This is a genomic window from Pseudomonas sp. G166, assembly GCF_037027455.2.
GTDB lineage: Bacteria > Pseudomonadota > Gammaproteobacteria > Pseudomonadales > Pseudomonadaceae > Aquipseudomonas.
On the sequence record NZ_CP146985.1, the window covers coordinates 2,522,754 to 2,535,167 of the forward strand.

The 12,414-nt window shown below is 60.4% G+C and carries 10 protein-coding genes; all 10 read right to left on the reverse strand.

Features of this window, described 5'->3' with window-relative positions:
* Positions 1 to 4: 4 nt before the first annotated feature.
* A complete protein-coding gene (locus tag SGN16_RS11405; RefSeq protein WP_335944052.1) occupies positions 5 to 2,962 on the reverse strand; it encodes a DUF4132 domain-containing protein in 2,958 nt (985 codons plus the stop codon).
* A gap of 32 nt (positions 2,963 to 2,994) precedes the next feature.
* The gene (locus SGN16_RS11410) at positions 2,995 to 3,435 is read right to left on the reverse strand and encodes a hypothetical protein (protein ID WP_210644153.1); all 441 of its coding nucleotides are present in this window, start codon (positions 3,433 to 3,435) and stop codon (positions 2,995 to 2,997) included.
* Positions 3,436 to 3,584: 149 nt separating this feature from the next.
* The gene (locus SGN16_RS11415; protein WP_335944053.1) at positions 3,585 to 4,760 is read right to left on the reverse strand and encodes an MFS transporter; all 1,176 of its coding nucleotides are present in this window, start codon (positions 4,758 to 4,760) and stop codon (positions 3,585 to 3,587) included.
* Positions 4,761 to 4,780: 20 nt separating this feature from the next.
* Positions 4,781 to 6,172, reverse strand: coding sequence for an MmgE/PrpD family protein (locus SGN16_RS11420; protein ID WP_335944054.1), 1,392 nt, complete (start codon positions 6,170 to 6,172; stop codon positions 4,781 to 4,783).
* Positions 6,169 to 7,056 (reverse strand): polysaccharide deacetylase, encoded by an 888-nt coding sequence (locus SGN16_RS11425; protein WP_335944055.1) that lies wholly within the window; start codon positions 7,054 to 7,056, stop codon positions 6,169 to 6,171. The genes SGN16_RS11420 and SGN16_RS11425 overlap by 4 nt, the downstream gene beginning before the upstream one ends.
* Entirely contained in the window at positions 7,049 to 7,897 is an 849-nt protein-coding gene (locus SGN16_RS11430; protein ID WP_335944056.1) for a polysaccharide deacetylase, read from the reverse strand. Before SGN16_RS11430 ends, SGN16_RS11425 begins: the two co-directional genes overlap by 8 nt.
* A 152-nt stretch (positions 7,898 to 8,049) precedes the next feature.
* Entirely contained in the window at positions 8,050 to 8,874 is an 825-nt protein-coding gene (locus tag SGN16_RS11435) for an ABC transporter substrate-binding protein (RefSeq protein WP_335944057.1), read from the reverse strand.
* A 39-nt stretch (positions 8,875 to 8,913) separates the two neighbouring features.
* On the reverse strand, positions 8,914 to 9,678 hold the full coding sequence (locus SGN16_RS11440) for an amino acid ABC transporter ATP-binding protein (protein WP_109753289.1): 765 nt from the start codon (positions 9,676 to 9,678) through the stop codon (positions 8,914 to 8,916).
* An 11-nt stretch (positions 9,679 to 9,689) separates the two neighbouring features.
* The gene (locus SGN16_RS11445) at positions 9,690 to 10,568 is read right to left on the reverse strand and encodes an amino acid ABC transporter permease (protein ID WP_335944058.1); all 879 of its coding nucleotides are present in this window, start codon (positions 10,566 to 10,568) and stop codon (positions 9,690 to 9,692) included.
* Positions 10,569 to 10,708: 140 nt separating this feature from the next.
* Positions 10,709 to 12,136: an argininosuccinate lyase gene (argH, locus tag SGN16_RS11450; RefSeq protein ID WP_335944059.1), complete on the reverse strand. Its 1,428-nt coding sequence runs from the start codon at positions 12,134 to 12,136 to the stop codon at positions 10,709 to 10,711.
* Between the last annotated feature and the right edge of the window lie 278 nt (positions 12,137 to 12,414).

Sequence of the window (12,414 nt, forward strand, 5' to 3'; positions counted from 1 at the left end):
TCGTTCAGGCGTCGATGGCGTGCCCGGCTCCCGGCATATCCGCGCGCTGTATCTGCTCCAGTATCAGGCTGTCGGTGATGTTCAGGTCGTCCAGCAGCAGAAACATCTTGCTCAGCACCTCGGCCATTTTCTTGTCGGTGTCGGCGAACGGCAGGTAGAACTCCGTAGAGCTGCTGCCGGCAGGCACGATGCACAGGTAGTTGCCGGGTTCGATATGGGTGGCTGCGCTGCCCAGATGAATGCGGTAGTTCGCACGCTGGCCGGTAATGTACAGAAAATGCCCTTCGCATTTAACGCTTCGTAACCCCAGACCCTGGATCAACTCGCCGACCAATTCGGCGCGTCGTTGCAAGGTTTCGTTGCTGGTACTGTAGCCGTCTGCGGCGTGGGCCACGGAAACCAGCAGGTCGGCGTCACGCATGATTTCCGAGAACAGCAGCGGCGGTACTTGCTCAAGGGGGATGGCTTTCTGGTCGCGGTAGAACGCAATCGTGTCGAAGGTAAAGTGTTCTGTTTCCGAAAGGTAATGGCCGGTGTCCAGAAAGTTGAACATGGCGTAGATGCCGTGTTCTTTGCTTTCGTAATAGATGTCCTCGACGCTTGAGGTCGACCAGTTGCGGACCTGCAGCAACCGGGCGGCTAATTTGCCTTTCAGGCGATGGCCGGCGAATCGGTTGGACCACAAGCCAGTGTCTCGCTCGGCAGGTGTCAGCAGGTACAACTCGCGAAAGGCCTGTTTGAACGGCTGCACGCGGCGATGGGTGACCACTTCTTTCTGCCAGGCCGACAGTTGTCCCGCCGTGAACAGATGAAAAGGGTGAGCAATACGCAGGTGCTTTTCAGCGACGTGTTGGCGGCCTTCAAGGTCTGTCACCGTCAGCGTCGCGGTATCGAGCCAGCCCAGCGCAGCGTCGTCGGCCTGCATGATCAGCTGTTCCAGCAGCAGGCGAACCGCGGGCATTTTCAACAGCGGCTTCAGCTCGTCCAGCGCCAGGCTTTCGCCGCTGCTCATCATTGCTTCCAGGGTGCGGCAGAAGCGGGCGATCTGTTCCTTGAGCTGGGTTTGCTGCGTTTTGAGGGCGATGAAGTCGGCGTGCTTGCGAATCGCAGGCGGTGCGCTTTTGAGCGTCTTGCCGGCTTTGCAGATGTGTAACGTGGGTGACAAACCGTCGATTACCAGCGTGACGTCGTAGCCATCGATGGCGGCGGCTGTCAAAGCGGATTCGGCGATCTCCGATTCCATGGCCCATTCCAGGCGAATCGCCGAGGGGTAACCGGCGACACGCGCCAGGTTTTCCAGGCCTGCCTGCACCGCTGCATGGGAGTTGGCCTGTCGTTGAGCGCCGTATTTACACACCTCCTTGTGCAGCTTCTTGAGCGTCAGATAGCGCTGGCGTACGTCGTCCGGACCCGAGATGGGCAGTACGCCATAAATGCGCATGGCCGGCTGTGCGTGGCGGGTCAATTTCTTTTCCAGCGCCGATCGGCCGATGCCCTGGTAGGCGTCGAGTAGCACACGGGTCTCGGGAAACGCCCAGTGCGAGGGTTCGAGCGCCGCGAGGTACTCGCGCAAGTGGTCTGAGTTGGCCTCGGTCAGCGCCTTGTCCAGCAGGTAACGGTCCACCACACCCACGGTTTCATCCGGCGTATTGGGCAGGTCGCTGCCCCAGCCGGACCGAGGTGCCAGGGCAATGTTCAGGTATTCACGCTGGAAGGCTTGCAGATCACTCCAATCGAGCGCGTCGAGCACCACTCGACTGGCTTGTCCGGCGTAGGGCAGGGCGGTGAGCAGGGTATTTCTTGAAAAGCCGGACAACGCCGCGCGCAGCTCTGCTGATTGGGTCCTGGGCAAATCCTGAAGCAGTAGAAAGCATTGGAGCACCGCAGCCGTATCGCCGAAGCTATCGAAGTCATCCGGCGTCATGCCCAGTCGTTCGATGACCGCCAGGGCCTGCAGCAACCAGCGGGACTGATATACCTCTACCAAACGGAAGGTGTCAGCCAGCCTCTCGGCATTCTCGGGCAGTCCAGCCAGGGCGTCCTCGATGTAACGAACGGTGAAGCTCGCCAGTATAGGATGCACTGCAACGGGTTCTTCAGAGGGGATGTCATCGCTCTGCGGCGACTCATCATCGATGCTTTCGTTTTCCGTGGCCTCGTCGTTTGAATCGTCCTCATCGAACGCTTCATCGGCGTACCGATTCAGGTCCACATCATCGCTGTCCAGTCCGGCATCGTCTGAGTAGAACATCATGGCGCGGCCCCAGGTATTGGCCGCCCGGACGAAGCGAGGGTAGTCGAGGCGGCCCGCTTCCAGCAGGCCCAGCGCAATGCGCTGGATTTCCTTGTGCGCGTAGATATACGCGTCGGCGATTTTCCTTGGTTCTTCATCAGGCGCAGAAGAGGGCTGCACGCGGTTCCAGCTGCCGTCCAGCAACCATTCGGCGACGGTCTGCCAGGCCAGGGTGGGCGGGTAATTACTCAAGCGATTGAGGCAGGCCTGAACGTCGGGGAAGGCCCAGGCCTGGTCCGGACTTCTTCGGTAATAGGCAGGGCCATCTTCGTCAGTAGGCAATGGATAGTCACTGTCCTCGAAGGCAAATTGCAGCATGTGCTGCAGTCGCGCGCCGATCTGCTCCAGTGCATAGGCATCGGGGTGAGCCGTGATCCACGTATCGCAGAGTCGATATTGCAGGCCATAGCGTTGTTGATCGCGGCGGTCCTCCAAATCCTCCCAAACGGTCGGGAACACAAAACCATCAGCCAATGCTTTGGGCCCGTCCTGGGGATGTTGCCTGACCCAGTCATCGGCTATGGGCAGGAAGTCGATGCCGTCCCAGAAGTCGAGCTCGAATTCGTCATATCGACTGAGCTCGGGATAGTCATCCAGCGCCCTATCACAAAATGCTCGCAGCGCAGCGAGGCGTGTGGCTTGTTCGGGCGTAGGACGGCGTGATTGCATGAGGGTATCCGAGCAAAAGTGAGCGACGAGGATCAACCGCCAATCAGCGGGACCAGGCGGATAAACGCGAGCGTGGAAGGCGGGCTCAATTCGATTGACTCATCGAGCCTTTGCAGCATGACGCCGCTGTGCAGAACGCGGAACGCGCGGGTTTCAAAACCCTTCAAGGCGCGCTCGACCTCAACGCCGACATCCAGGTCTGGAGGCGCGCTGGCCTGCGGCATGACAACCGCGCCCTCACTGGCTTGCTGAAGAATGTCCCGCTCGCTCAGGTATTGGCGATCGAGCGCTTCGCGCACCGACACTTGCGCCAGCCAGTGCTGGACCGACAGCGCGGCGATCTGTTCGACAACGGTCAGGCGAATGAGCTCGGCGACGGTCAAGGTCAGCGAGGTCGGTGCCAGGGTGACAGGCGGCAGCAAAGGCTCCTGGCGTGCGCCTTTGAGGCAATAGCTATGAACCACGAACTCCATGACGCATTCCTTGCAAGCCAGGCCAGCCGGGCGGATGGCGGCTTAGCATAGCCCGGTCTGCAATAAACTTCATCGCGCTGCGCGCTCGGGCGTAACAACAGACGCCTGATAGGCTGGTCTACGACATTGCTTTTTCTGCAGTGCCTGGCTCAGATTACTTTGGCCATCCGACGACCACTCATGAAGCACAGGAGGCCGCCCATCGCGGTCAGTGCGCTCAACACATAGAACATCGTGGGGGCCGGGGTGTGCATCAGCAGGTATCCGCAGATCACCGGACTCAGGGCGCCGCCCAGTGCAGCCAGGTTTTGAGCGCCGTAGTAGCTGCCGCGCAGTTCTTCCGGGGCCAGAGTATCGACGAAAAGGAATTCGGCCGGGTAAATGATCATTTCACCGAGGGTGAAAATGAACATCGCCACGCACCAGCTCACCATGCTGTCCGCCAGGCTGAAGCCGATCAGGCCAAGAATGAACAGGCTGGTGCCCGCGGCAATCCAGTAGCGCAGCTTCTCGCGATCGAGGAACCGGCCGACTTGATACTGCAGCACAATCACACTGATGGCGTTGCAGGCGAGCAGGGCGGCCATGATGTCCAGTGCGCGTTTGGAGTCGTGGGTCACCAGCAGGTATTGCGACAGGTAGAGGGTGAAGCGTCCGTGCACCACAGTGCTGAGCAGGCAGCCGCAGGTGAACATGATCAGGGTACGGTCGTTTTTCAGGGTCTTGAGCGTCTTGAGAAAACTTGGCGGCTGGCCAATGACCGGCGATGGCGCGGCATCCCTGGGGATTCCGGTCATCAGGAAGATGCTGAAAAACGCGATGCCACCGGCGATCAGGAATGGCCCGATCGGATAGACACCGGCAATCACCACGCCGAGCATGGGACCGGTGGCATAGCCGATGTTGGTCAGGGTGTAGCGCAGGGAAAACGCCTTGGCGCGCTGGCCCATGGGCAGGTTTTCGCTGAGGATCGCTTTTGAACCGATAAGGAACAGCGCCGACGCGGTCTCGGTGATCACCACGGTCATGGTGGTCAGGTAGAGGTTTTCGGCAAAGGTCAGCAGGATGAAACCGATGGCGCTGGAAAGCATCGCCAGGATCAGCAGTCGGCGCTTTTCCAGGCGGTCGATGACATAGCCGCCATACAGCGCCAACAGGGTGGCGATGAACACTGCGATACCCAGCAGCAAGCCGACGTCCTGTTGGTTGAGGCCCAATTTGTTGCTCAGGAATAACGTGAGCAATGGACTGGTAATGGCACGGCTGACCACGATTGTCAGCGAAACGATCATCAAGCGCCGAATAACGAGCGAGTAAGTGGCCACGGTGGTGTAAATGTCCTTATTCAGATTTTCGGTGTTCGCCGCAATGTCCCGTCGCTGCCATCGCGGACCAGCCAGCGATCCAGCGTGCGTACCGATTGCAGTTCTTCGATGCGCCACAGTTGCCTCAATAATCCTTCAGCCTGTTCCCGCGGCATCATCCGCATCGTCAAACTGAAGAACTTCTCCTCCAGAGCCTCATCAGTCAGCGGATTGCCTGGCGCGCCCAATGGTACCTCTACGCACAAGCTCGCCTGTCGGCCATCCACGGTGCGCAGCGTCACCACCGGCTCGCCGTCCTCGGACAGGCGCGGGTCCACTTCAAGGTGAATGCGCGACAGCCATTGGGTCATACGCGGATCGTTGCGTTGCAAATCGGCATAAGCCTGTAATCGGCAATGCCCCTGCACCAGCCGCGCGGCCAAGGCATACGGCAGGCTCATTTGTGCGGCTGCAAGGGTGCTGACGTCCTGACCACCACACATGTCGTGGAGAAACCCGCTCAGCAGAACCTGCACGTCTTCGACCTGGTCGCTCCGTACATCCAGTTGATCCAGTAGCAGCCCCAGGGCGTCGATAGCCGAGTGAGTCCCGCGGCAGGAGGCGTAGGGTTTGATCGAGCAGCGGGCGAGTTTCCAGACCACACCGAGGTCTGCATCCAGCGCTTCTGGCCACGAGGTCGTGGGGGCGAGGGTCTTTAGAAAGCCCCCCCAGACCTCATCGAACAGCTGCGTAGGCCCGCTGATGCCCTGTTGGGCAAACCTCGCCGCCAATAGTCCACCTTCTGCGGCGCGTCCGCTGTGCAGTTTTTTGCTTTGTGAGCCGTCGTGGATGAAGGCCCACAGACCACCGCTGAAGCTGCCGGCAATGCCCAGCGCCGCGAGGGTTTGCCGCGCATCCAGGCCCAGGATACGCGCACTGGCTGCTGCTGCGCCGAACACCCCGCAGGTCGCCGTGGAATGCCAACCTGCGCCGTTGTGGGCTGAGTAGCCACCGCATGCTTCGAGCACCCGACGGCCGACTTCGTAGCCGATCACAACAGCGCTGATGAACTCACGACCACTCACTGGCCGCGCGAGCAGCGAAACCGCCGCCATCACCGCCGGCAGCACAACGGCTCCGGAGTGATCGCAGCCGCCGGTGTCGTCCAGCTCCAGGACATGGGCGGCGACACCGTTGAGCAGCGCTGCCTGAGCTGCGCAAACCTGCAAGTCAGTGCCCCAGACCGACACCTCACCCGTTTCACCGGCGAACACCTTGCGCGCCTGCTCGGCGACACCACTGTCGGCTCCGGCCAGCGCTGCGCCGAATGTATCGAGAATGTGCCGCTTGGCTTGCGCCACCAACGCGGGCGGTAAATCTTCAAAGCGCAGATCAACACAGAATTGCGCCAGGCGTTGCAAACGTTCGCTCATAAGACGTAATCCCGATAATGTCGCTCGTAAACCGACGCCGGATGATCCTCAGTGACCGGCGCGGCGGTCTCTGCCCACCACTGCGCGACCTCGGCACCCGTGGCGATCCATACGTCATCGTGCTGTTGAATGCCCTCGATCAACTCGCGCAACACGCCTATCCGTCCCGGCGTGGCGATGATTTCCGGGTGCAGGCGAAGCACATAGCAAAGGCCAAAACGATGAAACCCGGCGAAGTCCATTTGCAGGTTGCCCAAGGTGTGGCTGTAGGACGCGATTCGCGATTGCGCCGGTGGCACCGCCGGGCTCAAGTTGAAGGCGAAGTAAGGCTCGTCCTCCAGTTCATAATGCAGGGGGAGCTCAATGACGCTGGGTGCGGTCGGGTGAGCGAATGGCAGGTCATCGCCGCGCCACGACGAGGACCAGCGAATGCCCTGGTCGTTCAAGGCCTCGATGAACCCCGGCGCACCGTTGCCCGCCGGAATTCGAAAGCCGACCGGGCGCTGGCCGGTCAACCCGGCCAAGGCCTCGCAGCCCTTGGCGATGTCATCGCGTTGCGCGGCCAGGTCCAGCGTGTCGTAGTTCTGATGACGATAACCGGCGCAGGCGATTTCATGACCGTCGGCCTGGATCGCCTGAATGTGTTCGGGGTTTTCCTGCGCAACGATACCGGGGACAAACCAACTGCTGGAAACCCCGAGTTCCTTGAACAGGCCGAGCAAGCGCTCCACGCCGCGTTGGGTGCCATAGCGCCATACCGACAAGGTCTTGTCACGCCCGGCAACTTCTGGGGCCTGGGTAAGGATGCCGTGGATGTCGTTGTAATCGACGGTCAGTACCACGGCGCAGCGATAGCCTTTCGGCCAGAGAGTGGAATCAGCCATGGTGATGCTCCTTCAGCCACCAGTGGGCGACATCGCGACAAGTGGCGAACCACACATCGTCGCGCTGGCGCATGTGTTCGAAGAGTTTTTCCAGCAGCAAGATACGCCCCGGCTTACCGGTAATCTTGGGGTGGAACAGGGTGGTCAGGCATAACCCTTCGTCCATCGCGCCGTCGTATTCGCGGCGCCAGTTATCCAAGGTCAGCGCGTAGCTGGCGGTGCGGTCCAGCCCGGAGGGAAAGTTCGGCGCGCGGGTGTAGGCGAGGGAGGCGTAGTCGTCCATTTCCCAACGGCCAGGGATTTCCACCAGCGGCGTACCGAACCCCGGCACGTTCACCAGATACGGCCGGTCATCGCCGCGCATGCTGCTGGAGTAGGTCACGCCAGCTTGCAGCAGTATTTCCGGGGTTTCGGCGCGCCAGTCGCCGGACGGCGTACGAAAACCTTCGGCGCGGATGTTCAGGTGTTTCCAGAACACCTTGCGGGAGGTGTCCATCACCGCTTTTTGCTGATCCGGTGTCAGGGCGTAAAAGGATTCGTGTTTGTAGCCGTGATACGCCACCTCATGCCCGCGCTCGACAATCGCCTGGCACTGGCTCGGCCAGTTCTCTACGACCCAGGCCGGGACGAAGAAGGTCGTCGGGATGCGGAACTCGTCGAGCAGGTCGAGCAATCGGGGTAGCGCCCGGTAAGGGCCATAGCCACCGAAACCGAAGTACTCGGGCTTGCGCCAGATCGAGCCGTTGAGCATGGCGTCACCGGTCGGGCCATCGAGGTCGAAGGCCAGGGCCAGACAAGCCTTGTGCTGGTCGGGCCAGGTGGGTTGGGGTGAGGAGGACATCTGCGGTGCTCCAATAGGCTTTCAAGTACACAACCCATCCCTGTGGGAGCGAGCTTGCTCGCGATAAAGCCGGCACATTCAACATCTTCGTTGACTGACACACCGCTTTGGCGAGCAGGCTCGCCCCCGCATTGGATTGAGGGACTGCGCGGTTACTTCCCGGCGTTGATGGTCACAGTCTTGATCGCACCCAGTTCCAAGTCCCACTTCTTCAGGATCGCCTGGTAGCTGCCGTCATCGATCATGCTCTGCAGCGCGACCTTCACCGCTTCACTGAGCTCAGGTTTTTTCTTGCTCACGCCCAACCCGGTGTACTGCTCGGAGATCGGCAGGCCCACGGTCTTGTACATGTCCTTTTCCTGGGTCTTGAGGTAGGGCAGGGTTTCGCTGCCCTGCATGGCCGCATCGATGCGGCTCTGACGCAGTTGCGCACGGGCATCGGCCGAGCCTTCGGTGCCGATCACATTGATCGCAGGCTTGCCGGCGGCTTCACAGTTGGTCTTGCTCCACTCGGCGATTTCCGTCGGGAAATTGGTGCGGCGGCTGGTGCCGACCTTTTTGCCGCACAGGTCGACGATCTCGTTGGTGTCCTTGTTTTTCTGCAGCGTGTAGAACTGCGGACCGCTGGTGAAGTAGTCGATGAAGGTCACGCTGGCCTGACGTTCGACGGTGTCGGTCATGCCCGACAACACCATGTCCACGCGGTCGGTGGTCAGGGCGTTGATCATTTGTTCGAAGCCGGTTTCCTGCCATTTGATCTTCACCCCCAGGCGTTCGGCCAAGGCATTGCCCAGGTCATAGTCCAGGCCGGTGAGGGTGTTGGTGGCCGGGTCCTTGAAATCCATCGGCGGGTAGTTCGGCATGATCGCTACGACGATTTCGCCCTTGGCCTTGATGCTGGCCGGAAGTTCCGCAGCGAAGGTGAAGCCGGATGCCATAACGCCTGCGAGTACTGCTGGAATAACGAAGTTCTTCATGGTCGTTCTCTTATGAGTGTTGTGAGCGCCAACGGGCGCCTAGGTTCGAACGGCAGAAATGAAGCTTTGGGTGCGAGGATTTTGCGGACTTATTAGTATTTCTTCGGGGCTTCCAGCCTCCATGATCTGCCCGTCGTCCATGAACACCATGCGGTTGGAAACCTCGCGAGCGAAGCCCAGTTCATGGGTGACGACGATCATGGTCATGCCGGTCTGCGCAAGATCGCGCATCACCGACAGCACCTCACCGACCAGTTCCGGGTCGAGTGCCGAAGTGGGTTCATCGAACAGCATCAGCTTGGGGCGCATGGCCAATGCGCGCGCAATGGCGACGCGTTGCTGCTGGCCACCCGAAAGCTCGATCGGATAGCTGTTGCGCTTGTCGGCCAGGCCGACGCGGGCAAGCAATTCCAAGGCTTCTTCGTTCGCCTCTTTGGGTGAACGCTTGAGCACCTGGCATGGCCCTTCGATGATGTTCTGCAATACGGTCATGTGCGGAAACAGGTTGAAACGCTGGAATACCATGCCGGTGGACAGGCGTTGGCGGGCGATCTGCGTTTCGTTGAGTTCGTGCAGTTTGTTGCCGACGATCCGGTAACCCACCAGTTCGCCATCGACCCACAGACCGCCCTTATCGATTTTTTCCAGCTGGTTGACGCAGCGCAGCAAGGTGCTCTTGCCCGAGCCGGATGGACCGATGATGCACAGTACTTCGCCTTGCTCGACTTCGATGTTGATGTCTTTGAGCGCGTGGTATTGGTCGTAATATTTGTTCAGGCTCACGGCCTTGACGATGCTTCTCATGTGGGGGCTCCTCAAGAACGCTTACCGGCGCCGCGGGCGAAACGACGCTCCAGACGGCTTTGACCAAAGGACAGGACGGTGACGGTGGCCAGGTACCAGATACCGGCGACGATCAGCAGCTCCATCACGCGGGCGTTGGCGTAGTAAATGTTCTGGGCGTTGTAGAGCAGTTCCGAGTACTGGATGACGCTCGCCAGCGAGGTCATTTTCACCATGCCGATGAACTCGTTGCCCACCGGTGGAATGATGATGCGCATGGCCTGGGGCAGGATGATTCGACGCAGCGCTTGCAGGCGCGGCATGCCGATCGACTTGGCGGCTTCATACTGCCCGGTGTCCACCGAGAGCAAGCCGGCACGCACCACTTCGGCGGTGTAGGCGCCTTGGTTGATGCTCAAGCCAAGCAGCGCCGCCACGAATGGGGTCATGAGGCTCACGGTGTCTATTTCGAGCAGGCCGGGGATGCCGATGGTGGGGAAGATCAGCGCCAGGTTGAACCACAACAGCAGTTGCAGAATCAGCGGCGTACCGCGAAACAACCAGGTGTAGGTCAGCGCCACGTAGCGCAGGATCGGGTTGGCCGACATGCGCATGATCGCGGTGATCACGCCGAACACAATACCCAACGCCATCGCCAGTACCGCCATGACGATGGTGTTGAGCAAGCCCCACATGATCGCCTGGGAGGTAAGAAACTGGCCGATGTACGACCATTCGATCTTGCCTTCGGCGAAGGCGCGCACCAGGCCGACGATCGCGATGACGATCACCGTGGCGAAGAAGATCCTCCCGTAGTAACGCCGGGGCACATGATCGTACTGGGTGATGTCGAACTGGTTTTCCGCCAGCTTGCGCTCCGCCTGGAGTCGTTCTGCCTGTGTCTGGCTCATGTTGGTTCTCCGTACTCGGTTTCGGCGCTATCGCTGTGGGAGCGAGCTTGCTCGCGATAGCGGTGGGTCAGCCCACATTGATGTTGAAGGTGAAACCGTAATCGCGAGCAAGCTCGCTCCCACAGGTTTGATGTGCTGCGTCAGAGGCGGAAGCCCTGATAGTCCTCGGTCCATTGCTGCTGGGCGGCAAGGGCGGTTTTCAGGCGGCCGATCTGTTCGCGCACCTGTTGTGGCGCGGTTCCGCCCCAGCCGCTGCGGGCGGCGATAGCGGCTTCGAGGGTCAGGCTTTCGCGTACTTGCGGTGTGAGGCGCGGGTCGATTTCCGCCAGCAGTGCCGGAGAGGCTTCCCACAATTCGATGTCGTGTTTCTCGCAAGCCTGGACCAATGCACCGGTGATCTCATGAGCTTCCTTGAATGGCACGCCGCGCACCGCCAGCCAGTCGGCGACTTCGGTGGCGAGGGTGAAGCCCAGTGGTGCCTGGCGACGCAGTTCTTCGACGTTGACCTTCATGGTGGCAACCATTCCGGCCATGGCCGGCAGCACCAGCAACAGGGTATCGACGCTGTCGAGCACACCGTTCTTGTCTTCGCTCAAGTCGCGGTTGTAGGACAGTGGCAAGGATTTGAGGGTGGCCAGCAGGCCGGTCAGGTTGCCGATCAGGCGTCCTGCCTTGCCCCGTGCCAGTTCGGCGATGTCCGGATTTTTTTTCTGCGGCATGATCGAACTGCCAGTGGCGTAGGCGTCATCCAGCGCGACCCAGCGGAACTGCCGCGACGACCACAGGCAAAACTCTTCGGCCAGGCGCGAGATGTTGATGCCGAGCATGCTGGCAATGAACAGGAATTCGGCGACGTGATCGCGGCTGGCCACGGCGTCGATGGAGTTTTCGCAAACACCGCTGTAGCCCATTTCTTTTGCCGAATGCTGGGGCAGACGAGCGATAGCCGAGCCAGCCATGGCCGCCGCACCTAGTGGCGACAGCGACGTACGCGTGTCCCAGTCCACCAGGCGCTGCACGTCGCGCAGCATCGACTGGGCGTGGGCCAGCAGGTGATGAGCAAACACGATCGGTTGTGCCTGCTGCAGGTGGGTAAAGCCGGGGCAGATGCTCTCGATGTGTTGCTCTGCCTGCGCCACCAGCGCCTGCTGCAAGCCCAGCACTTCAACGGCCACGGTGCGCACATGGTCACGCAGGAACAGCCGCAGGTCGTTGGCGGTCTGGTCGTTGCGCGAACGACCGGCACGCAGCTTGCCACCCAGGGGGCCAAGGCGTTCGGTCAGCAGGCGCTCGATGAAGGTGTGGACATCTTCGTCATCCAGGGTCGGAGCGATGCTGCCAGTGCGGTAGTCCGCGCCGATACGCTCCAGGGCGTCGAGCATGGTCAGGGTTTCCTGCTCGCTCAGCAGTCCGGCGCGCTGCAATTCCCGGGCATGGGCCTTGGAGCCGGCGAGGTCGTACGGGGTGAGCCGGAAGTAGCGTTCAGGGCAACGGGACAGGGCCGCCAAGGCTTCGGACGGACCGCTGGTGAAGCGGGCACCCCAGAGACGGTCGGTGGTTTGGGACATTGTTGTTTTCCTCGTCGGTAACGCGAACTGAAATAGGGGTTGCGGGCCGGAACGTCGCTGGAAAATAAGCGAGCGAAATCAGGCCAGAGCAGTTTTCAAGAGGGCAGTTGCAACGGAGCGAGAGCTGATCGAAGTGTCAGCTTTTAATGTTTTGAGATCAGTGGTTTGGCACTGATGCTCGGGATTTATTGGCGGTTGCCAAGCCTGGTTTTCTGTGTTCATTATTATTAGGCCAGCTATATTTTTGTTGTTGGGCACAGATTGTTGAATAGGGCGAC

Excerpts from the sequence above, each read along its gene's own strand:
- SGN16_RS11405 (WP_335944052.1), bottom strand. The coding sequence starts at position 2,962 with ATGCAATCACGCCGTCCTACGCCCGAACAAGCCACACGCCTCGCTGCG.
- SGN16_RS11410 (WP_210644153.1), bottom strand. The coding sequence starts at position 3,435 with ATGGAGTTCGTGGTTCATAGCTATTGCCTCAAAGGCGCACGCCAGGAG.
- SGN16_RS11420 (WP_335944054.1), bottom strand. The coding sequence starts at position 6,172 with ATGAGCGAACGTTTGCAACGCCTGGCGCAATTCTGTGTTGATCTGCGC.
- SGN16_RS11425 (WP_335944055.1), bottom strand. The coding sequence starts at position 7,056 with ATGGCTGATTCCACTCTCTGGCCGAAAGGCTATCGCTGCGCCGTGGTA.
- SGN16_RS11430 (WP_335944056.1), bottom strand. The coding sequence starts at position 7,897 with ATGTCCTCCTCACCCCAACCCACCTGGCCCGACCAGCACAAGGCTTGT.
- SGN16_RS11435 (WP_335944057.1), bottom strand. The coding sequence starts at position 8,874 with ATGAAGAACTTCGTTATTCCAGCAGTACTCGCAGGCGTTATGGCATCC.
- SGN16_RS11440 (WP_109753289.1), bottom strand. The coding sequence starts at position 9,678 with ATGAGAAGCATCGTCAAGGCCGTGAGCCTGAACAAATATTACGACCAA.
- SGN16_RS11445 (WP_335944058.1), bottom strand. The coding sequence starts at position 10,568 with ATGAGCCAGACACAGGCAGAACGACTCCAGGCGGAGCGCAAGCTGGCG.
- argH (WP_335944059.1), bottom strand. The coding sequence starts at position 12,136 with ATGTCCCAAACCACCGACCGTCTCTGGGGTGCCCGCTTCACCAGCGGT.